The organism is Pseudomonas sp. PA1(2017) (genome assembly GCF_001945375.1).
Lineage (GTDB): Bacteria > Pseudomonadota > Gammaproteobacteria > Pseudomonadales > Pseudomonadaceae > Aquipseudomonas.
Genome location: NZ_MSXU01000001.1, coordinates 393497 through 414499, shown reverse-complemented (window position 1 = coordinate 414499; position 21003 = coordinate 393497). Strand labels below are relative to the sequence as shown.

General features: G+C 65.0%; 16 protein-coding genes. 3 read left to right on the top strand and 13 right to left on the bottom strand.

Translation table 11 applies throughout. The features are described from left to right. Nucleotides 1-44: 44 nt before the first annotated feature. From cyoB to BVH01_RS01845, 3 genes are read right to left on the bottom strand one after another with little or no spacing between them, the layout of a single operon-like run. The gene (gene cyoB, locus BVH01_RS01855) at nucleotides 45-2000 is read right to left on the bottom strand and encodes a cytochrome o ubiquinol oxidase subunit I (protein ID WP_075928700.1); all 1956 of its coding nucleotides are present in this window, start codon (nucleotides 1998-2000) and stop codon (nucleotides 45-47) included. A gap of 52 nt (nucleotides 2001-2052) precedes the next feature. Continuing rightward, nucleotides 2053-2553, bottom strand: coding sequence for a DUF934 domain-containing protein (locus tag BVH01_RS01850; protein ID WP_075928699.1), 501 nt, complete (start codon nucleotides 2551-2553; stop codon nucleotides 2053-2055). Beyond that, nucleotides 2550-4220 carry a nitrite/sulfite reductase gene (locus BVH01_RS01845; RefSeq protein WP_075928698.1) on the bottom strand — a complete coding sequence of 557 codons (1671 nt, stop codon included), beginning with the start codon at nucleotides 4218-4220 and terminating at the stop codon, nucleotides 2550-2552. Before BVH01_RS01845 ends, BVH01_RS01850 begins: the two co-directional genes overlap by 4 nt. A gap of 282 nt (nucleotides 4221-4502) precedes the next feature. On the opposite strand from BVH01_RS01845, the gene mapR reads away from it, so the two are divergent. Both mapR and BVH01_RS01835 read left to right on the top strand, forming a co-directional pair. Continuing rightward, nucleotides 4503-5912 (top strand): GntR family transcriptional regulator MpaR, encoded by a 1410-nt coding sequence (gene mapR, locus BVH01_RS01840; RefSeq protein WP_075929118.1) that lies wholly within the window; start codon nucleotides 4503-4505, stop codon nucleotides 5910-5912. 279 nt (nucleotides 5913-6191) lie between these two features. Then, entirely contained in the window at nucleotides 6192-7244 is a 1053-nt protein-coding gene (locus BVH01_RS01835) for a DUF1176 domain-containing protein (protein WP_075928697.1), read from the top strand. Here BVH01_RS01835 and BVH01_RS01830 read toward each other — a convergent pair. From BVH01_RS01830 to BVH01_RS01820, 3 genes are all read right to left on the bottom strand, one after another. Then, nucleotides 7205-7873, bottom strand: coding sequence for a hypothetical protein (locus tag BVH01_RS01830; RefSeq protein WP_075928696.1), 669 nt, complete (start codon nucleotides 7871-7873; stop codon nucleotides 7205-7207). The genes BVH01_RS01835 and BVH01_RS01830 overlap by 40 nt on opposite strands. Next, nucleotides 7866-8507, bottom strand: a complete 642-nt coding sequence (locus tag BVH01_RS01825; protein ID WP_075928695.1) for a hypothetical protein — start codon at nucleotides 8505-8507, stop codon at nucleotides 7866-7868. Before BVH01_RS01825 ends, BVH01_RS01830 begins: the two co-directional genes overlap by 8 nt. A 126-nt stretch (nucleotides 8508-8633) precedes the next feature. After that, on the bottom strand, nucleotides 8634-9062 hold the full coding sequence (locus BVH01_RS01820) for a hypothetical protein (RefSeq protein ID WP_075928694.1): 429 nt from the start codon (nucleotides 9060-9062) through the stop codon (nucleotides 8634-8636). Between the two features lie 171 nt (nucleotides 9063-9233). Between BVH01_RS01820 and BVH01_RS01815 the strand changes: the two genes are divergently transcribed. Beyond that, on the top strand, nucleotides 9234-10181 hold the full coding sequence (locus BVH01_RS01815) for an AraC family transcriptional regulator (protein WP_075928693.1): 948 nt from the start codon (nucleotides 9234-9236) through the stop codon (nucleotides 10179-10181). Between the two features lie 47 nt (nucleotides 10182-10228). Here BVH01_RS01815 and BVH01_RS01810 read toward each other — a convergent pair whose 3' ends face one another. From BVH01_RS01810 to nirB, 7 genes are all read right to left on the bottom strand, one after another. After that, nucleotides 10229-10987 (bottom strand): type IV pili methyl-accepting chemotaxis transducer N-terminal domain-containing protein, encoded by a 759-nt coding sequence (locus tag BVH01_RS01810; RefSeq protein ID WP_256562682.1) that lies wholly within the window; start codon nucleotides 10985-10987, stop codon nucleotides 10229-10231. Nucleotides 10988-11210: 223 nt separating this feature from the next. Continuing rightward, nucleotides 11211-13301, bottom strand: a complete 2091-nt coding sequence (locus BVH01_RS01805) for a bifunctional diguanylate cyclase/phosphodiesterase (protein WP_075928692.1) — start codon at nucleotides 13299-13301, stop codon at nucleotides 11211-11213. Nucleotides 13302-13577: 276 nt separating this feature from the next. After that, complete coding sequence (locus tag BVH01_RS01800; RefSeq protein WP_075929116.1) at nucleotides 13578-14336, bottom strand: TerC family protein; 759 nt, start codon at nucleotides 14334-14336, stop codon at nucleotides 13578-13580. 214 nt (nucleotides 14337-14550) lie between these two features. Further along, complete coding sequence (locus BVH01_RS01795) at nucleotides 14551-16302, bottom strand: bifunctional protein-serine/threonine kinase/phosphatase (protein ID WP_075928691.1); 1752 nt, start codon at nucleotides 16300-16302, stop codon at nucleotides 14551-14553. A 1-nt stretch (nucleotide 16303) separates the two neighbouring features. After that, entirely contained in the window at nucleotides 16304-17116 is an 813-nt protein-coding gene (locus tag BVH01_RS01790) for a formate/nitrite transporter family protein (protein ID WP_075928690.1), read from the bottom strand. A gap of 58 nt (nucleotides 17117-17174) precedes the next feature. Continuing rightward, nucleotides 17175-17555: a nitrite reductase small subunit NirD gene (gene nirD, locus BVH01_RS01785; RefSeq protein WP_027908788.1), complete on the bottom strand. Its 381-nt coding sequence runs from the start codon at nucleotides 17553-17555 to the stop codon at nucleotides 17175-17177. Continuing rightward, nucleotides 17555-20113: a nitrite reductase large subunit NirB gene (nirB, locus tag BVH01_RS01780; RefSeq protein WP_075928689.1), complete on the bottom strand. Its 2559-nt coding sequence runs from the start codon at nucleotides 20111-20113 to the stop codon at nucleotides 17555-17557. The genes nirD and nirB overlap by 1 nt, the downstream gene beginning before the upstream one ends. Nucleotides 20114-21003: the final 890 nt, after the last annotated feature.

Genomic DNA, 21003 nt, shown 5'->3' with positions numbered 1-21003 from the left:
CCAAAGTGCAGCTCGGGTGCAGTTGGAACACCGGCATTAGTCACTCAGCCCTTTCCCGCCGCCTCGATCCGCGCAATCTCCTCCGGCTGCACGTAGTAGTCGGTGTCCTCGTCGTAGCTGCGCACGATGAAGCAGGCGATGCTGGCGATGAAGGTCACGCCCACCAGCCACCAGATGTGCCAGATCAGCGCGAAGCACATCAGGGTCATGAACGCCGAGGCGATCAGGCCTATGCCGGTGTTGCGCGGCATATGGATGGGGCGGAATTTGCTCGGTGCGGGTGGGCGACCGTCGCGCTTCTGCTCGTGGAATTCGTCGACGCGGTCGCCACGCGGCGTGATCGCAAAGTTGTAGAACGGCGGTGGCGACGAGGTCGACCATTCCAGGGTGCGAGCATCCCACGGATCGCCGGTGTGGTCGGCCAGTTCCTTGCGCTTGATGATCGACACGGCGATCTGGATCAACGTGCACAGAATGCCCAAACCGATCAGCACGGCGCCGACCACGGCCACGTACAGGTACGGCTCCCACTCGGGATTGGTGGTGGTGTTCAGGCGCCGGGTCATGCCCATGAAGCCCAGGATGTAGAGCGGCATGAAGGCCAGGTAGAAACCGACGATCCAGAACCAGAACGATGCCTTGCCCCAGCCTTCGTGCAGCCGGAAACCGAACACTTTCGGGAACCAGTAGGTGATGCCCGCCATGTAGCCGAACACTGCGCCGCCGATGATCACGTTATGGAAGTGGGCGACCAGGAACAGGCTGTTGTGCAGCAGGAAATCCGCACCGGGCACCGCCAGCAGCACGCCGGTCATGCCGCCGATGGAAAAGGTGATGATGAAGCCCAGGGTCCACAGCACCGGCGTGGTGAACTCCAGGCGGCCACGGTACATGGTGAACAGCCAGGTGAAGATCTTCACCCCGGTGGGTACCGCGATGATCATGGTCATGATGCCGAAGAAGGCGTTGACGCTCGCCCCCGAGCCCATGGTGAAGAAGTGGTGCAGCCACACCACGAACGACAACAGGGTGATCGCCACGGTGGCCCAGACCATCGAGTGATAGCCGAACAGACGCTTGCGGGCGAAGGTCGCGGTGACTTCGGAGAACACCCCAAAGGCCGGCAGTATCAACAGGTAAACCTCGGGGTGGCCCCAGGCCCACACCAGGTTCACGTACATCATCGGGCTGCCGCCGGCGGTGTTGGTGAACAGGTGGAAATCCAGGTAGCGGTCCAGCGTCAGCATCGCCAGGGCCACGGTGAGGATCGGGAACGCCGCGCAGATGATCACGCTGGTGCACAGGATGGTCCAGGTGAAGATCGGCATCTGGAACAGGCCCATGCCCGGCGCGCGCATCTTGAGGATGGTGACCAGGAAGTTGACCCCGGTGAGCAGCGTGCCGAGCCCCGAGAGCTGCAGGCTCCAGATGAAGTAGTCGACGCCGACGCCCGGGCTGTACTCGATGCCCGAAAGCGGCGGATAGGCGACCCAACCGGTCATGGCGAACTCGCCGACGAACAGCGAGATGTTGGTCAGCAGCACGCCGCCGACGAACAGCCAGAAGCTCAGCGAGTTGAGCAGCGGAAAGGCCACGTCGCGGGCGCCGATCTGCAGCGGCGTGACGATGTTCATCAGCCCAACCACCAAGGGCGTGGCGACGAAGAAGATCATGATCACGCCGTGGGCGGTGAAGATCTGGTCGTAGTGATGGGGCGGCAGGTAACCCTCGGCGCCGCCGGTGGCCACGGCCAGCTGGGTGCGCATCATGATGGCGTCGGCGAAGCCGCGCAGCAGCATGATCAGGGCGACGATCACGTACATCACGCCGATTTTCTTGTGGTCGACCGAGGTCAGCCATTCGCGCCACAGCCAGCCCCACTTCCTGAAGTAGGTCAGCGCGGCGAACAGGCCCAGGCCGCCGAGCGCCACCAGGATCATGGTGACGACGAGGATGGGCTCGTGCAGGGGTATGGCGTCGAGAGTGAGTTTTCCGAGCATGTGTCGATACGGCGCCGGCTGGCGGCGCGCGGGCTCCTTGGGTCAGTGAGAATCAGAGGGATCGGCGACGGAACAGCGGCCGCGGCTCGATGACCGAACGGCCGTACTGCACGCTCATGCCGGCCAGGCCCTTGAGGGCATCGTGCACGGGCTTGTCCTCGCGCACCGCGAAGCTGTCGAAGCCGCACTGGCGCATGTGGGCGAGCTGGTCGCGCAGCACGTCGCCGACCGCGCGCAGTTCCCCGCGCCAGCCCAGGCGAGTGCGCAGCAGGTAGGCCTGGCTGTAGCCGCGGCCGTCGCGAAAGCTGGGGAAGTCGATGGCGATCAGGGGCAACACGGCGAGCCAGGGCTGCAAATCCAGGGGCTCGTCGTCGGGGCTCAGCAGCAGGCCGTCGCAGCGGGTTTGCGCGCCAGCCTCCTGCCGCTCGCGCCAGCGCGCCAACGGCAGAATCAAGGGCTGCTGCTCCGTGATCTCGCCATCACGGGATAGCACCCAAGGGTCGTCGGTGACGATGCGTGGCGCGCCGTCGCGCAGGCTGATCAGGTTGTTCATGCCGGCGCCTCCGCCTGGCGATACACCTGCGCCTTGAAGGGCTCGATGCCAACGCGCTGCACGGTGTCGATGAACCGTTCGTTACCCTGGCGCTGCTCGTCGAAGGTCTCGACCAGGCGCTCGATGACGTCCGGCACCTCGGCGGCGCTGAACGAGGGGCCGATCACCTTGCCCAGTGCGCTGGCCTTGCCCTGGGCGCCGCCGATGGTCACCTGGTACCACTCGCTGCCGTTCTTGTCGACGCCGAGAATGCCGATGTTGCCAATGTGGTGGTGGCCGCAGGCATTCATGCAGCCGGAGATATTCAGGCTGATGTCGCCCAAGGCGTGCAGCGCCTCGGCATCCTCGAAACGTTGCTGGATGGCCTGGGCGATGGGGATCGACTTGGCGTTGGCCAGGGCGCAGTAATCGCCGCCGGGGCAGGCGATCACGTCGGTGAGCAGGCCGATATTGGCGCTGCCCAGACCGATCTCCAGCGCCCGCTGCCAGAGCCCGTGCAGGTCGGCCTTGCGTACGTCGGGCAGCACCAGGTTCTGTTCATGGGCCACGCGGATTTCACCGAAGCCGTAACGCTCGGCCAGCTCGGCGACGGCGTCCATCTGTGCCGAGGTCACGTCGCCCGGCGGCAGGCTGGCACCTGATTTGGTCGACAGCACCACGCTGGCGTAGCCCGGCATCTTGTGAGGCTGCACGTTGCGCGACACCCAGCGGGCGAAGGCGGCATCGCCGGCAAGGGCGGTGCCGAGATCCAGATCGGTGTCCGACAGCGCCGCGTAAACCGGCGGCGCGAAGGTGGCGGCGACGCGCTGGTATTCGGCGTCGGTGAGCTCGGCGGGGCCGTCCTTGATGTGCTGCCACTCGGCCTCGACTTCCCTGGCGAAGGCCTCGATGCCCAGTGCCTTGACCAGAATCTTGATGCGCGCCTTGTACTTGTTGTCACGCCGGCCATGGCGGTTATAGACCCGCAGAATCGCTTCGACGTAAGACAGCAAATGGCGCCACGGCAGGCCATCGCGAATCACCTGGCTGAGGATCGGTGTACGTCCCAGGCCGCCGCCGACCATCACCCGCGCCAGCAGCTCACCGGCGGCATCGCGGTACAGATACAGGCCGACGTCGTGCATCGGTACCGCGGCGCGATCCTCTCTGGCGGCGCACAGGGCGATCTTGAATTTGCGCGGCAGAAACAGGAATTCCGGATTTACCGTCGACCACTGCCGGAGGATCTCGGCCAGCGGCCGCGGGTCGAGCAACTCATCGGCCGCCACGCCCGCGAAGGCTTCGGTGGTGATGTTGCGCACGCAGTTGCCCGAGGTCTGGATGGCGTGCATCTCGACCTCGGCCAGGCGCTCGAGAATATCCGGCACCTGCTCCAGCTCGATCCAGTTGAACTGGATGTTCTGGCGCGTGGTGAAGTGGCCGTAATCGCGGTCGTAGTCACGGGCGATGGACGCCAGGGTGCGCAGCTGGCGGGCCGATAGGGTGCCGTAGGGAATCGCCACACGCAGCATGTAGGCATGCTTCTGCAGGTACAGGCCGTTCTGCAAACGCAGCGGCAGGAACTCCTCCTCGCTCAGCTCGCCGCTCAGGCGTCGCTGCACCTGGTCGCGAAACTGCGCGACCCGCTCGCGCACCAGTGCGTGGTCGTACTCGTCGTAGTGATACATGACAGGCCCCTTGCGCCATGGAACGCGGCAGACAGGGCCGCCACTATGGGCAAGCAGGCAAAAGCAAAACAGCCTCAGATAACTCGCAAAAAACCATATCAGATGGGTATTTCAGAATTCTGTTTAGCGCCTCTCGCTCAATAAATCAGCGGCAGGTCAAGCGGCAAGCGGCGCTCTATCTGATATGCAAAATTCACCAATTCTTAAATCTGATATCTTCTGTAACATCCTTGGGTGCCGCGCTGTCGTGGCATGCCTGCATTCCTGCGCATCGGGTACGCCATGAAACGCTACGAGAAACTCGCCGACGAAATCGCCACCCTGATCCGTTCGGGTCTGTTGGCGCCTGGTGAAAAGGTGCCTTCGGTGCGCCACGCCAGCCGCACCTATGGCGTCAGTGCCTCGACCGTTTTCCAGGCCTATTACCTGCTCGAAGACCGCGGGCTGATCCAGGCCCGTGCACGCTCCGGTTACTTCGTGCGCGAGCATGCCAAACGGCCGCTGCACGAGCCGCAGTTGCGCGCGGGCGCCGCCCAGGCCACCGAGGTGGACGTCAGTGAACTGGTGTTCTCGGTACTCGGCTCGCTGAAGGATCCACACACCGTGCCGTTCGGCTCGGCGTTCCCCAGCCCGGAGTTGTTTCCACTGCCGCGCCTGGCCCGTTCCATGGCGCAGAGCGTGCGCGACATGCCGAACCACGCGGTGATCGCCGACATGACCGAGGGCAACCCGGACCTGCGCCGGCAGATCGCCCTGCGCTATATGCTCAGCGGCGTACGCCTGCCGCTCGAAGAGCTGGTGATCACCAACGGCGCCATGGAAGCGCTCAACCTTTGCCTGCAGTCGGTAACCGAACCGGGCGACCTGGTGGCCATCGAAAGCCCGGCGTTCTACGCCACCCTGCAGGTGCTGGAGCGGCTCAAGCTCAAGGCGGTAGAAATTCCCGTGCATCCGCGTGAAGGCATCGACCTGGACAGCCTGGCCGACAGCCTGCAGCGCTTGCCGATCAAGGCCTGCTGGTTCATGAGCAGCCTGCAGAACCCGCTCGGCGCAAGTATGAGCGACACCAAGAAGGCCGCGCTCTACGAACTGCTGCAGCGCCATCAGGTGCCGTTGATCGAAGACGACGTGTACGCCGAACTGCACTACGGCGCACAGCCGCCGAAACCGGTGAAGAGCTTCGACCGCGAGGGCCTGGTGATGCACTGCGGCTCGTTTTCCAAATGCCTGGCGCCGGGGTACCGGGTCGGCTGGGTGGCGGGCGGGCGCCATGCCCAGCGCATCGCCCGGCTCAAGCTGATGACCACCATTTCACCGTCGGTGCCCGCCCAAGCGGCGCTGGCCGATTACCTGCAGCACGGCGGCTACGACCGCCACCTGCGCAAGCTGCGCCACCAGCTGGAAAGCCAGCAGGGCTCGATGCTCGCCTCGGCCGCCCGGCACTTCCCGGCAGACACGCGAGTAACGAGGCCAAGCGGCGGCTACTTCCTGTGGTTCGAGTTCGCCGAGCGGGTCGACGCCCTGCAGTTGTTTCGCCTGGCGCTGGCCCAGGGCATCAGCCTCGCGCCAGGGCCGATCTTCTCGGCCACTCGCGGTTTCGGCCATTGCGCGCGGCTCAATCACGGCCACCCGTGGACCGCCCAGAGCGAACAGGCAATGCAGACCCTGGGGCGAATCATCGCCTCGTTCTGAGAACCTGTTCAAAGTCTCGCGAGCTAGAGCAATGCAAGGCCTGGGCGGCCCCGCAAAAACAGGCGAGGACGCGGAGTTTACGAGCTGTAAATGAGCAGTCCGACTGGGCTGGCAATCCAGCCTGTTTTTAACGCCGCAGTGCCGACGCGCAGCAGACTTTGAACAGGTTCTGAGCCCGAAAATGTGCGGCACGTCCCGTCTGTTGTGCGCGGCAGCCAGCCGCTAGGCGCCGCCCACCAAACCTGCCCTAATGGCACTTTTCCCTGCGCAGGTTCGCCCATGATTCGTCGCCCCCTCGCCCTGCTCGTCGCCCTGGCTGCCGGTAGCGCCGGCGCCGCCGAGCAGGTGCCGCTCTACAGCAACCTCAAGGACTGGCTGGTGGCCTGTGACAACACACGCCAGTGCACGGCGCTGTCCAACGCCACCGAAGAAGACGTACAGACGCTGCCCACCTGGAGCCTGAGCGTGAACCGTGAAGCCGGCCCCGAAGGTGCGCTGCATGTCGGCCTGTTCAGCTACAACAAGGCCAGCGGCCAGCCGCTGCTCGATGGCAAGCCGCTGAAGGTGAAGCTGCAGCCGGGCAAACTGACCGAGGGTTCGGTGCCGGAGGTTTACAGCGTCGAGGGCAGCGACGCACAGGCGCTGATCGCCGAGCTGCGCAATGGCCAGCGCCTGGTATTACCGACCGAGCAAGGCGAGGCGGTGACCTCGCTCAGCGGCATGAGCGCCGCCTTGCTGTTGATGGATTCGGTCCAGGGTCGCCTGGCCACCACCACGGCGCTGCTACGCAAAGGCAGCAACCCGGCAAACAGCGTACCGCCCGCCCCGGCCGCGCCCCTTGCACCAACCTGGCAAGCGCCCGAAGCGCTGAGCGAGGCAGAGAGCAAGCGCCTGCTGGACACGGTGCGCGAGGCGATGCGCAATGACTGGCAGCCGGAGATGTATGAGGATGAACTGCCCGAGGGCCAGGCCTTCGCGCTCAGTGACCGCGAGGCGCTGGTCATCCTCAAGACCGGCTGCGGCGCCTACAACTGCGCCTACAGCCTGTATCAGGCACCGCTCGATCAGCCGCAGCATGCGCGCAAAGCGCGCATCGCCGAGATACCCGTCTTCGAGGACCTACCACCCAATGGCAGCGTCGAATTCGACCCGGCCAGCGGTGAGCTGAGCAGCTTCACGCTGGCCATGGGCATGGGTGGCTGCGGCTTTACCCAGCGCTGGCGCTACGACGGCCAGGGCTTCGTGCCGCTCCACGCCAGCATACTGGGCACCTGCCTCGGCCTGGATTCGACCTACTGGCCAGTGCTGTGGCGCACCGCCGAGAAGCGCTGAATCTCTGGGAACAGCTTGCCCAGGGTACGCCGCGCCTGGGCGGCTTGCAGGTACGCATAGAGCAGGTCGGTCAGCGCCTCGATATCCAGACGGCGGTCGCCGAGCATCGGGTTGAACAGCCACAGCCGCAGGCGCATGCCCGCGGCGACCGAGCGTGCATCCGGCGCGGCCAGCGATTTGAAGCCTGGCGCCGTGAGCCCCTGCACGCGCTGACCGGCCATCACCGAGAACACCAACGCCGTGCTCAGGTGATGCTGCTCGATCTCGAAGGCATCGAAGCAGTCCCAGGGCGTTGCCTCACGGGCGTTGGCAAATTGCACGCCGTCGGCGGTCAGCAGCATGGCTCGGCGGCCATTACGGCGGCTGAACGCCTCGGCGCAGGCCAGCAGCGCCAGGCCAGCCGCCAGCAGCAAGGCGCCGGGCACCCAGCATAGCCATTGCGCCGAACGCATGTGGATGATGCTCGGCAGGCTGACCAGCCAGCCGCCGATGAACAGCAGTAGCGCGGCCCCCAGGGCGCTGCACAGTGCCTGCCCGGAGGCACGCTCGTGGATTTCGTGACGCTGCTGCGGGCCGTCGGCCTGGGCCTGCAGCTCGCTGAGCAGCGCCGCGCGGCTGGCATCATCCATGCTGTTTCAGGGCATCGAGCTGTTGCTGGGCCAGGGCGGCCTGCACGTAGGCGGTCAGCAGGGCGTGCAGGTCATCGATATCGAGCTTGCTGCCGCCAGTGGCCACGCCGGCGGAATTGATGCGCACATGGGGCTGAGGCTTTTTCAGCGCCATCGCCTGGTTGCCGAACAGCACCGACACCGGGCGGTGGGTCGGCAGCGAGGCGGTGTCGCTCAGGGTCAGTTTCTGCAGGGTCAGCAAGCCTTCGTCCTTGACGAATACGTCGACCACCTTGGTCAGGTCCACGGGGCCACTGAGCGCGGTGTGATGCAGCTCGCGGCGGGTCAGGCGCATGAACACCTCGCGGCCGGCGTTGCGGTGCTGCCAAGTGAGCAACATGAAAAACAGCGTCATGAAGCCACCGCAAATCACCAGGCCGGTCTTGCCGAAACTGAAGCCGCTCCACAGGATGCCCAGCGCGCCCAGGGTCAGCACCGGGCCGAGCACCCAGTAGCGCCTGGTGTTGGTGAACTCCATCTGCTCGGGAACCCGCTCGATGACCTGGGTCAGCTCGGCGATCACGGCGTCACGCTGGGCACCACGCGGGTACATCACGCCGTCGTCGGAGAAGCGCGTTGACAGGGGCTGGTTCATCGGAAAAATCCTCGCATAGACATGATGCGCGGATTATCCGGTCCGTAAGACAGCCTGGGCAGCGCAGCGGCTGGCACTCACAACAATCAGCCGCCCGCTCAACACTCTGCCGTCTGCGCCAGCACCTTATCGCGCCTGCAGGTAGTCGGTGAGAAAGGCCTGGGCATTGCCCTGCTCCGACAGGCCGTTGTCGTAGCCGACCATCAGGGGCTTGGCTTCACCGGGCAGGTACAGCTCACCCCAGCCATTACGTACCAGCAACACCACGAACTTCTTGCCATCGACCTGGGTGCTGTAGCGGGTGTCCCCGGCGTTCTTTTCCACAGCCATGCGCTCGATGCGCATGTCCCAGTCATGGTCCACGCCCTCGACCTGCACCAGCGCCTGGTTGTCACCCCGTGCGCCGATGCGCAGCGTCCATACCTTCACGCCCTGCTCGCCGGAAAACGCCACCACCCTGGACGCCACTTCCGGGCGTTGATCGGCCTGCACCAGGCCGCTGGCCAGCGCCAATACCATGGCCAGCAACGCCGTAGTTCTCGCGAAAATCTTCATGCACCTGCTCCCGTTGAAATCGGTCATTGAAATCAACGTGATGCGGTGTGCCTAGGCGCGCTGCCGCGGCGCACAACAATAAAGCGCTCGACCACAACGACTGCCGGTCGAAGATCGATCCCAGTATGATGTCAAAGTGTTTCACCACCATCCGAGGATGCACCCTTCCCGATGCAACGCTGGACCCCCTACCTGGATACGCAATTCTGCTTCGAGCAGCCGGCCGCCCTTGCCAAGGCGGGCGTGTTCGACGCCAGCACCCCGCGGGTGATGGGCAGCGCCATCGGGCATTACCGTGCCCGCACCGTGCGCCCGCATCTGCAATACTTCGATTGCGACCTGCAGTTTCCCGAACCCCTGCGCATCCACAAGGTGCTACCCGGCAGCCTGTGCATCGTGCAGGTACTCGACGGCAGGTGGGAGCACCGCGTCGATGGCCATCTGCATCGCTACACACCCGGCACACCGCATCTGCTGGGGGTGAGCGAATGCATGGAAGCCGTCGACCAGCTGCCGGCCGGCAGCCACGCTCGCATGGCCGGCCTGCGCATCGCCGGTGACTACCTGCACGAACTGGCCGAAGAAGATCCCGATCTGCAACCGCTGCTCGGCCTGCTCGACGACGGCATCCTTTTTACCGAGCTGCAGCGCTGCAAGGCCCTGGGCGGGCTGCTGCAGCGGCTCTACCAGTCGCCGTATCACGGCACGCTGGAGCGCCTGCACCAGGAAAGCCTGAGCCTGGCCGTGCTGGTGGAGCTGGCGGCGCACTTCAAGGGCCGGGCGAGCTCGGCACCACAACCGGTGCGCGGCCAGCGCGACCTGGCCTTCGAGGCGCGCCGCCTGCTCGATGCCAGCCTGGAGCAGCCGCCTGGCAGCCAGGCGCTGGCGCAGCAACTGGGCGTCGGCGAGACCACCCTGCGCCGCGCCTTCGGCCAGGTGTTTGGACAATCGATGCTGCAGTACGTACGCCAGCAGCGCATGGAGCTGGCCCGCACGCTACTGCGCCAGCGCAAATGGCAGGTGGCGCAGATCGCCTATCGCCTGGGCTACACCAGCCCGGCGAACTTCAGCCATGCGTATCGGGCGCATTTCGGCCATCCGCCGGGGGCGGAGCGCTAGAGAGAAGAGAGATGGCTCGCCCCGCAGCGGCGGGGCGAGCCAGGCGATCAGAGCTGGTCGCCCTTGAGGCCGGCGTACAGGCGGGTCATTTCGTTGAGCTGGCGGAACATCGATTCGGCGTTCACCGCCACGATGGTCGGTACGAAGTCCTTGGAGGCGAAGGCCTTGGTCGCGAACTGCCAGCGCGCGTCGGTCTTGCGCAGGGCGGCGGCGATTTCCTCGTTGGGCGCGCCGGCGGCCTGCAGCTCTTTCATGATGGCATCGAATTCCTTCACCGATGCCTCGAAGTTGGCATCCAGATTCGGCGCCTGCACGCCCCAGGCGCGAGCCATGTAGAACATCGCGGTGCGCTGGGTGAGCACGCGGTTCCAGCCGCTGCGGTTGATCGAATGGGAAGCGGCGTCGCCGTTGTGCTTCTCGAACAGATCGGTGACGTGCTGGGTTTGCTTGACCAGCTCCTCGGCCTTGGCCAGCACCGCCGGCGCCTGGGCCTTGTCCGGCTTGGCGGTGACCATGGCGCGGTAGGCCGTCCAGATCACCTCGACCTGGGCCAGGCCGGCCTGCACTTCGCTGTTGGTCGGGTGAGCCTTGAGCTTGGCGTGATGATCCTCGAACAGCGCGACGCTGGTGTTGAGCTGCTTGGTGGCTTCATCGACCTTCACGTCGGAGCCGATCATCATGTAGTCCTTGGCCATGATCTGCCCCAGGCTGCGCTGCAGGCCGGCCATGTTCATGGCCTCCAGGGGCGCCATTTCCGCCCAGCTGGCAGCGCTGACGAGCGTGAGGCCCAGCAGAAGGGTTTGCATGCAACGTTTGATCAACTCGGTGTCCTCATCCATGCGGATAGCGGGGCAAGTGAAGCCGGCGTGCCAGGGCAGAAGGTGCTGCCTGGATTCCGACGCCAGCGATTCGCTCCAGTCTAATCCAAACACCCGCCCTTGACCTGCCGTCGCCCATCTTTAGCGGCGCCGGCAGTCGACGGATATGAAGATTGGTGAAGCGTGTCACATTGCCATCTGCGCCATCGGCCTAGTCGAGCCTCTCGACTCGCTCGCTGGCCGGCTGCGGCCGCCCGAACAGGTAGCCCTGGAAGTGCGAACAGCCTTCGGCCTTGAGCTGCTCGAATTGCTCGTCGGTTTCCACACCCTCGGCAGTAGTCTTGATCAGCAAGCTGCCGCTCATGCCTGTGATGGCCCGCACGATCGACAGCGCCTCGCGGCTCTTGCCCATGTCCTGGACGAAGGACTTGTCGATCTTGATGCGATCGAAGGAGAACGAGCGCAGGTAGCCCAGGGATGAGTAACCGGTGCCGAAATCGTCCAGCGCGATGTTCAGGCCAAGGGCCTTGAGCGCCTTGAGGGTGTGGATGTTGCTCTCGCAGTCTTCCAGCAGTACCGATTCGGTGATCTCCAGCTCCAGGCGCTCGGGCTCGAGCCCCGAATCCGCCAGCGCCAGGCTGACGACCTTGACCAGGTCGCCGCTCTTGAACTGCACCGGCGACAGGTTGACGGCCACCGTCTGCTTGCCGGGCCAGGTCGCCGCTTCCTGGCAGGCGAGGTTCAGGGCACGGGCGCCGACTTCGTGGATCAGCCCGGTTTCCTCGGCGATGGGGATGAAATCCAGCGGCATGATCAGGCCGTTGCTGGGGTGCTGCCAGCGCATCAGTGCCTCGTAGCCGGACACCCGCGTGCTGCTCGGCTCGATGATCGGCTGGTAGTAGAGCTGCAGCTGGCCCATGTGCAGTGCCGTGCGCAGGTCCGTTTCCATGGTGCGGCGCCGGCGCGCCGCGGCGTCCAGCTCGGGGTGAAAGTAGTCGTAGCGGTTGCGACCATTGCGCTTGGCTTCGTAGAGCGCCATGTCGGCATAGCGCATCAGCTGGTCGGCCTGCTGGTGATCGTCCGGGCAGATGGCGATGCCGATGCTGACGCCAACCGAGAAACTGTGCCCCTCGATCAGAAACACTGGCGCCACCGCAGAAATCAGCCGCTGGGCGGTACGCCTGGCATCCTCGGCGCTGTCCAGGCCATTGAGCACCACGGCGAACTCATCGCCGCCGAGCCGGGCCAGGGTATCGCGCTCGCGCAGCACGGCCTTCAGACGCAGGCCCAGTGCGCGCAGCAGGCGGTCGCCAAAGGCGTGGCCGAGGGCATCGTTGATGTTCTTGAAGTTGTCCAGGTCCAGGCACAGCACGGCGGTCAGCCGGCAATTGTCGGCGCCTTCCTGCAGCGCTTCGTCGAGGCGCTCGGCGAACAGCGTGCGATTGGGCAACCCAGTCAGTGCATCGTGGTGCGCCATGTGCTGGATTTGCGCATGGGCGGCGAGTTCGTCGGTCACGTCCTCGGCGATCAGCAACAGGTAGCTGGCCTGGGCCTCGGAGCCGCTGCTCTGCATCACGCGGGTGCGCAGCATGCGCGGGCCCAGGGGCGTGTCCAGGCAGCTCTCGGACAGATGCAGGGCGTCGCTGCGAATGCACTGGTCGGCCTGCTGCGCGATGAACTGGGCGATGGCCGGCGTCAGGCATTGGTCGGCACGGCGGCCGAGCATGTCGTGGGACAGGCAGCCGAACAGTTTTTCGGCCTGCGGGTTGGCCAGCAGGATCTGCCGACTCTGGGTGTCCTGCACGATCACGCTGGCCGGGATGTTGGCGATCACCGAGTCGAGAAAGCGCGACAGCGTGGCCATTTCCTCACTGTAGTTCTCTGCCAGTTCCTTGGCCTTGAGCACCTCCAGCTCGTTCTTGCGGCGCTCGGTGATGTCGCGGGTGATCTTGGCGAAACCAATCAGTTGCCCGTCGTCATCGTGGATGGCATCGATCACCACGCTGGTCCAGAACAGCGTGCCGTCCTTTCGCACGCGCATGCCCTCGGCCTCGAAACGGCCCTCGCTGCGAGCGGTCTCCAGGCCTCTGCCAGGCAGGCCGGCGGCACGGTCCTCGGCGGTGTAGAACACAGAGAAATGCTGGCCGACGATTTCCGCGGCCAGATAACCCTTGGCACGCTCGGCGCCGGCGTTCCAGTTGGTGACGATGCCTTCGGGGCTGAGCAGGTAGATGGCGTAGTCGACCACGCTCTGTACCAGCAAGCGGTACAGGGTGTCGGCATTGGGCTGAGTGGGCAGCATGGCAGTCTGAGTCCTGTGCACGCGCAGCTCGCGAGCGTCCCGGCTCGGAGGGTCATGCGCTGGCGGGGCATTCGGTCTGTTTGGCGAAGCGCGCGCTGAATGCCTTGGGCAACTGCGAGCGGGCGGGCTTGAGCCTGCCACTCGCAACGTCGTACAGGAGAGTGTGCCGCGCCACATAGCACGGTGCCAGCAATTTATGACCAAGCGGTCAGCATTTACCGATCGAGACGGGGAAACGATGCGCCCACCTGCATGGCAGGTGGGCGTACAAGCGGCTCAGGAGGCTTTGTTGGCCTGAGCGCTGGCCTTGCGCTTGGCCCGACGGGACAGCATGTTCAGGCCCTCGATGACCGCCGAGAACGCCATCGCCGCGTACAGGTAACCCTTCGGCACATGGGCACCGAAGCCTTCGGCGATCAGCGTCATGCCGATCATGATCAAAAAGCCCAGCGCCAGCATCACCACGGTCGGGTTGTTGTTGATGAAGCGCGCCAGTGGGTCGGCCGCCAGCAGCATCACGGTCACGGCAGCGACCACGGCGACGACCATGATCGGTACGTGGGGCGTCATGCCCACCGCGGTGATGATGCTGTCCACCGAAAACACCAGGTCGAGCAGCAGGATCTGCACGATCACCGCGCCGAAACCGACAGTGGCGGCGCGACCGACGAACATGTCGCCCTCGGGCTCGGGGTCGACGGCGTGGTGGATTTCCTTGGTGGCCTTCCACAGCAGGAACAGACCGCCAGCGATCAGGATGATGTCCTTCCAGGAGAACGCCTGGCCAAACAGCTCGATCACCGGGTCGACCAGCTTGACGATCCACGCCACGGTGCCTAGCAGCGCCAGGCGCAGGATCAGCGCCGCGCCGATACCCAGGCGGCGCGCCTTGGCACGCTGATGCTCGGGCAGCTTGTTGGTAAGGATGGAGATGAAAATCAGGTTGTCGATGCCCAGTACCACTTCCATGACCACCAGAGTGGCCAGGGCGATCCAGGCAGCGGGGTCGCTCGTCAATTGCAGGATATAGTCCACGATCACGCACTTTATGGCTGAACAGAAAGCGCATTCTGTGCTTTTGCCATGACGGCGAATATGACAATTTACGACAAATTATTTCACCCCTGTTACATTCCTGAAGCGCCCTGAAATCGGGAGCTGGCGGCGAATCAGGCGAGTGAAATTCCGGATGAACCGGCGCTTCGACAAGGCGATCCACTGCGATCGCCCCGTGCCCTTCCGCATGGCCTCACTGGCGCGCCAGCAATACCACCACCATCAAGCCCAATACCAGGCAGCCGAGCTGCCAGAACAGCAGCGGGTTGCGCTCCAGCAGCGGCACACGGCCACGGCTGAGCAACGCCTGGCCGGGGTGGCGCAGCGCATGGGCGAATTCGTCGGGGTCGGCGTAGCGCTTCAGCGGGTCCGGGTGGCAAGCCTTGCGCAGCACGTCGTCCAACCACAGCGGCAGCGCCCGTCCCTGAGCGGTGGGCGCGTAGCGTAACCGGGCCTGGGCACTGCGGGTGCGCGCCCGCGCCATGCCGGCGCCGTAGGGCAGCCGGCCACTTAGCATCTGATAGGCGATCACCGCCAGGGAGAATACGTCCGAGCGCACCGTACCGGGTTCGCCCAGCCAGTACTCGGGCGCGCTGTATTGGGCGGTGCCGAGGATCGGCTCGTCGCTTTGGCGGCTGGCGACTTCCTGTAGCCCGGCCACGCGGGTGGCACCGAAGTCGATGATCTTCACCGTGCCGGTGCCATCGATCATCAGGTTGGCCGGGCGCAGGTCCTGATGCAGCATTTCCAGGCGATGGAAGGCGCGCAGGCCGCGGGCGATCTGCTCGACGATGCCGCGCACGGTTTCCAGCTCAGGTGTGGGGTGGTCGATCATCCATTGCGCCAGGGTCTGGCCCTCGATGAACTCGCTGACCGCGTACAGATAGTTGCGCTTGCGTGTCGGTGCACAAGCCTTGAGCACATGGGGGCTATCGATGCGCCGGGCGATCCACTCCTCCATGAGAAAGCGCTCGAGGTAACCGGTAGCGTGCTGCAGATCCAACGCCGGGGTCTTGAGCACCACGGTGGCGCCGCAGCCTTCATCGGTGGCCAGGTACACGTGGCTGCGGGCACTGACGTGCAGCGGGCGGACGATGCGGTAGCCATCGAACGACTGGCGCGCTTCCAGCACGGGCGGGCACGGTAGCTCGCCGAGCTTGTGCTGCAACTCGTCGGCCCCTGCACGCGGCAGGCCGTCGACGCGCACCAGCTGCAGGGTCAGATTGTCGTCGCTGCCATTGGCCAGGGCCTGCTCGACGATGGCCTGGGCGGCCTGTTGCAGGTCGCCGGCGTGCTCGCCGATGCAGCGCTGCATGGCAGGCGCCTCGGCGAATTCATAGACGCCGTCGGTGGCCAGCAGAAACAGGTCACCGGCCTCCACGGCCAACGCCTGGTAGTCGATTTCCAGTTGCGGCCCGATGCCCAGGGCGCGGCTCAGGTAACTCTTGCCCTCGCCGACCCACAGGCGATGATCGCGGGTCAGCGGTTCCAGCTCGACGCCACGCAGGCGATAAATGCGCGTATCGCCGACGTGGAACAGGTGCGCCGTGGTGGACTTGAGCACCACGGCGCTGAAGGTGCACACGTAACCGCGGTCCATATCGTAACGGTGCTGGCCGCGCCGCGTCTGGGCGTGCAACCAGGCATTGGTGGCGCTGAGCACGCGGGTCACCGAGGTCTTCACCGACCAGGCGTCGCTGGTGCTGAAGTAGTCGGAGAGAAACGCCGCCACCGCCGTTTCACTGGCGATATGGCTGACGTCGCTGCTGCTGATGCCGTCGGCCAGGGCGATGGCGATGCCCTTGCTGCTCAGTTGCGGCTCGAGGGGCACGCACAGGCCATGGAAATCCTGGTTGCGCGGCTTGCGGCCCTTGTCCGAATACTGGCCGACGCTGATCTGCAGCTGATTGTTCCTGCCCTTCCACAGGTGCTCGGCAGCGGCCATCTCAGTTGTAGGTGCGCTTGGCACCGGTCTTCACGTGGGTGGTGTAGAGCGTCAGGCCGGTAAAGGCCAGGCCGCCGACCAGGTTGCCCAGCGCGGTGGGGATCTCGTTCCAGATCATGTAGTCCATCACCGAGAAATCGCCGCCCAGGATGATGCCGGAGGGGAACAGGAACATGTTCACCACCGAGTGCTCGAAGCCCATGAAGAAGAACAGCATGATGGGCATCCACATGGCGATGGTCTTGCCGCTGACGGTGGTGGAGATCATCGCGCCGACCACGCCCATCGACACCATCCAGTTGCACAGCACGCCACGCAGGAAGATGGTCGCCCAGCCCGCCGCGCCATATTCGGCATAGCCCAGGGTGCGGTCTTCGCCGATGTGCGAGATCTTTTCGCCGATCAGCCCAGGATCCTTGGAAAAGCCGTAGGTGAACACGAAGGCCATCATGAAGGCCACGGTCAGGGCACCGGCGAAGTTGCCGAGAAACACCAGGCCCCAGTTGCGCAGGATGCCGCCCACGGTGACGCCCGGGCGACGGTCGAGCAGCGCCAGCGGGGTGAGCATGAACACCCCGGTGAGCAGGTCGAAGCCCATCAGGTAAAGCATCACGAAGCCGACCGGGAACAGCACGGCGCCGAGTAACGGCGAGCCGGTGCCGACGCTCACGGCGATGGCGAATACCGCCGCCAGGGACAGGATGGCACCGGCCATGAAGGCGCGGATCAGGGTATCGCGGGTCGACATGAAGATTTTCGACTCACCGGCATCCACCATCTTGGTGACGAATTCGGCAGGAACCAGGTAGGACATACTGACGCTCTCTCAAATGAACCAGACACGACGACGGGTAGCCCGCCGCCAAACACGCTCAGGCCGCCAGGCCGATTTCCACGGTGTCGCCATTGAGGCGCACCGGCCATACGCGCAGGCGCTGCTCCGGGTACTCCAGGCAAGTGCCGTCGCGCAGGCGAAAGTGCTGCTTGTAGAGCGGCGAGGCGATCACCAGATCGCCCTTGATCTGGCCGATCAAGCCGCGGCCGATCACGTTGGCGCCGGATTTCGGGTCGCGGTTCTCCACTGCGAACAGCTGCTCGCCGACTTCGCTGTGAGGCAGATGGAACAGGGCGATCTGCGCACCGTCGAGCCAGGCCACCACGCCGGAGTTGGCGACCAGGTCGGCGCTGCGGCACAGCGGTTGCCATTCGGTGGCGGGAAGCGATTGGGCACGCACGGCGTTGGGCTGGCTCATCAGAGCACCTCCTCGGTAACGGGAATCAGATGTAACTCACTGGCGGTAATGGGGCGGCGCTGACCGCGCTCTTTGACGAAATGGATGTCCGGGTCGGCGCGCCGGTCGTTGACGAAGGTGCGGAAGCGCTTGAGCTTCTCCGGGTCCTTGAGGGCGCCCGCCCACTCGCATTCGTAGCGGTCGACCACCAGTTGCATCTGCGCCTCCAGTTCGGTGCCAAGGCCCAGGCTGTCGTCGAGGATCACCGCCTTGAGGTAATTCAGGCCGCCCTCCAGCGACTCGCGCCATACCGAGGTGCGCTGCAGCTTGTCGGCAGTGCGGATGTAGAACATCAGCACGCGGTCGATGGTGCGGATCAGCGCCTCGTCGTCCAGGTCGGTGGCGAACAGCTCGGCATGCCGCGGCCGCATGCCGCCGTTGCCGCACACGTAGAGGTTCCAGCCCTTGTCGGTGGCGATCACGCCGATGTCCTTGCTCTGCGCTTCGGCGCACTCGCGGGTGCAGCCGCTGACCGCGAACTTGATCTTGTGCGGCGCGCGCAGGCCCTTGTAGCGGTCCTCCAGGCGCAGCGCCATGCCGACGCTGTCCTGCACGCCATAGCGGCACCAGGTGCTGCCCACGCAGGACTTCACGGTGCGCAGCGACTTGCCGTAGGCGTGGCCGGTCTCGAAGCCGGCGGCGATCAATTCGCCCCAGATGTCCGGCAGCTCGTGCAGCTGCGCGCCGAACAGGTCGATGCGCTGGCCGCCGGTGATCTTGGTGTAGAGGTCGTATTTCTTCGCCACGGCGCCGATGGCCAGCAGGCCGTCCGGGGTGATCTCGCCGCCGGGAATGCGCGGCACCACCGAATAGGTGCCGTTCTTCTGCATGTTGGCCATGAAGGTGTCGTTGGTGTCCTGCAGCGGAATCAGCGCCGGATCGGTGATCGGCTGGTTCCAGCACGAGGCGAGGATCGAACCCACCGCCGGCTTGCAGATGTCGCAGCCGGTGTGGCCGCGGCCATGCTTGGCCAACAGCTCATCGAAACTGAGCACGCCTTCCACCCGGACGATGGCATACAGCTCCTGGCGGGTGTGGGCGAAGTGCTCGCACAGGCTCTTGTCGACCGCCACGCCGCGGGCGCTCAGCTCGTGCTCGAAGACCTGCTTGAGCAGCGCGCTGCAGCCGCCGCAGCCACTGCCGGCCTTGGTGATGGCCTTGAGCTCGCCGAGGTCGGTGATGCCGGCGTCGACCTGGCAGCACACCGCGCCCTTGCTGACGTTGTGGCAGGAGCAGATGGTCGCGGTATCCGGCAGCGCATCGGCGCCCAGGGTCGGCGCACCGTCGGACAACGGCAGGATCAGGCTCGACGGATCGGCCGGCAGCTTGATGCCGTTCTGGGCGTACTGCAGCAGGGTGTCGTAATAGCTGTTGTCGCCGACCAGCACGGCGCCGATGACGTGCTGACCATCCGCCGAGACCACCAGACGGCGGTAGCTGGCGTTGGCTTCGTCGATGTAGCGATAGCTCTTGGCGCCCGGCGTGGCCCCGTGGGCATCGCCGATGGAGCCGACATCGACGCCGAGCAGCTTGAGCTTGGTCGACATGTCGGCGCCGGTGAACGGTTCATGGGGCTCACCGGCCAGTTGCGCGGCCACGGCGCGGGCCATGCTGTAGCCGGGCGCCACCAGGCCGAATACCGTGCCGTTCCAGGACGCGCATTCGCCGATGGCATGGATGGCCGGGTCGCTGGTGCGACAGTCGTTGTCGACCACCACGCCGCCGCGGGGGGCGGTGTCCAGGCCGGCGGCACGGCCCAGGGCGTCCTGGGGGCGAATGCCGGCGGAGAACACGATCAGGTCGGTTTCCAGATACTCACCGTCATTGAAATTCATGCGGTAGGCGTATTCCTCACCGATGACGATTTCCTGGGTGGCCCGCGACAGGTGCACGCCCACGCCCAGCGCCTCGATACGCGCCCGCAGTGCGTCGCCACCGTCAACATCCAGCTGTACAGGCATCAGCCGCGGCGCGAACTCCACCACGTGGGCTTCCAGGCCGAGGGACTTGAGCGCATTGGCCGCCTCCAGGCCGAGCAAGCCGCCACCGACCACCACACCACGGCGGGCGCCCATAGCGGCGGCGCGGATGCCGTCGAGATCAATCAGGGTGCGGTAGACCAGACGCGAGTTGCCTTCGGCGCCGGGGATCGGCGGCACGAACGGATAGGACCCGGTGGCCAGCACCAGACGGTCGTAGCCACGACGCCCCTGGCTGGTGACGACCTCGCGTGCCTCACGGTCGATCTCCAACACCGGCTCACCGAGGTGCAGGCGCACGCCGTTGCGGGCATAGAGATCGGCCTCGCCGAGGGCCAGGGCTTCGGCGTCCTTGCCGGAAAAGTATTCGGACAGGTGCACACGGTCATAGGCGCGCAGCGGCTCTTCGCCGTAGACGTGCACCTGATAACGGTGCAGCGCGCCGCTGGCGATCAACTGCTCGATACAGTGGTGGCCGACCATGCCGTTGCCGATGACGATCAGGGTCTCGCGCTTGATCGATGTGACGATGGAATTCATAGCCTGCCCTCTGTCTGCTGCGCTAACACGGTTTTCTGCAACGCAAAAAAAAAGACGCCTGGAGCTGTTGTCAGCTTCAGGCGTCTTTGCCTTGGATTCGATTATGTGGGGGTGAGCGTCAGGCCACGGCCTGCTCACCGGCCCCATGGTGATGGGTGCACAGGCTTGATAGCAGGTTGTGTGCCAGGATTTCGCGAATGTCCGCAAGGACTATAGGGCCGGGGCTTTCAGCCCTTTGACGAGGGGAGAGGCTGGAGGGCGAGGCGAACCAATATGAGGCGACCGACGCCCAAGCTCACCATTTCAGGGCAAGCAGAGCGCCCCTCACTGCGCTCCGCCATTCTCCATGACCTCGGGAGCAAGGCGGGTCAGCGCTGGAGGTGTCTCACCAGGCCTATGGTCACTTCAAGGCAGAAGTGGCCACTCGTCGCTTTTGCTTTTTGATGTTTCTCCTGCACGGCCGTAGCAGACGACATCAATCGCCCCTTCAGGAGGCCGAATGGAATCGTTGTATAGGGGTACGAGCCGCATGGATGCGGCGAGAGGCCTGATGGGCCATGGATGGCCCTTCCAGGCCGGCCCCCGGAACGACGATGTAATGAGGGAACCCCAGCGCAGCTGGGGCCGGATGTCGGGGCTAGACCTTTTGGTTACTTTTGGGGCAATGCCAAAAGTGACCCGCTCGTCAGAGCGGAACTGAGCGCGCGAACAACACGGTAATGCTGGCGGACTCATTGTGGGAGCGGGCGGGCACGCCCAGTCCATGCTCGTGATTTTTCGCGGGCATGGCCCGCTCCCACAGATAATCACTAGTCCATCCCACGTGAACGATCGGCCGCTTCCGCCACCTAAAAGCCAAAGCCGCAGGATGCCGGCTAGGCGCCAGGTAC

Excerpts from the sequence above, each read along its gene's own strand:
- BVH01_RS01790 (WP_075928690.1), bottom strand. The coding sequence starts at position 17,116 with ATGTCCTACCTGGTTCCTGCCGAATTCGTCACCAAGATGGTGGATGCC.
- nirD (WP_027908788.1), bottom strand. The coding sequence starts at position 17,555 with ATGAGCCAGCCCAACGCCGTGCGTGCCCAATCGCTTCCCGCCACCGAA.
- cyoB (WP_075928700.1), bottom strand. The coding sequence starts at position 2,000 with ATGCTCGGAAAACTCACTCTCGACGCCATACCCCTGCACGAGCCCATC.
- BVH01_RS01815 (WP_075928693.1), top strand. The coding sequence starts at position 9,234 with ATGCAACGCTGGACCCCCTACCTGGATACGCAATTCTGCTTCGAGCAG.
- BVH01_RS01810 (WP_256562682.1), bottom strand. The coding sequence starts at position 10,987 with ATGCAAACCCTTCTGCTGGGCCTCACGCTCGTCAGCGCTGCCAGCTGG.
- mapR (WP_075929118.1), top strand. The coding sequence starts at position 4,503 with ATGAAACGCTACGAGAAACTCGCCGACGAAATCGCCACCCTGATCCGT.
- BVH01_RS01825 (WP_075928695.1), bottom strand. The coding sequence starts at position 8,507 with ATGAACCAGCCCCTGTCAACGCGCTTCTCCGACGACGGCGTGATGTAC.
- nirB (WP_075928689.1), bottom strand. The coding sequence starts at position 20,113 with ATGAATTCCATCGTCACATCGATCAAGCGCGAGACCCTGATCGTCATC.
- BVH01_RS01795 (WP_075928691.1), bottom strand. The coding sequence starts at position 16,302 with ATGGCCGCTGCCGAGCACCTGTGGAAGGGCAGGAACAATCAGCTGCAG.
- BVH01_RS01805 (WP_075928692.1), bottom strand. The coding sequence starts at position 13,301 with ATGCTGCCCACTCAGCCCAATGCCGACACCCTGTACCGCTTGCTGGTA.
- BVH01_RS01820 (WP_075928694.1), bottom strand. The coding sequence starts at position 9,062 with ATGAAGATTTTCGCGAGAACTACGGCGTTGCTGGCCATGGTATTGGCG.
- BVH01_RS01850 (WP_075928699.1), bottom strand. The coding sequence starts at position 2,553 with ATGAACAACCTGATCAGCCTGCGCGACGGCGCGCCACGCATCGTCACC.
- BVH01_RS01845 (WP_075928698.1), bottom strand. The coding sequence starts at position 4,220 with ATGTATCACTACGACGAGTACGACCACGCACTGGTGCGCGAGCGGGTC.
- BVH01_RS01830 (WP_075928696.1), bottom strand. The coding sequence starts at position 7,873 with ATGGATGATGCCAGCCGCGCGGCGCTGCTCAGCGAGCTGCAGGCCCAG.
- BVH01_RS01835 (WP_075928697.1), top strand. The coding sequence starts at position 6,192 with ATGATTCGTCGCCCCCTCGCCCTGCTCGTCGCCCTGGCTGCCGGTAGC.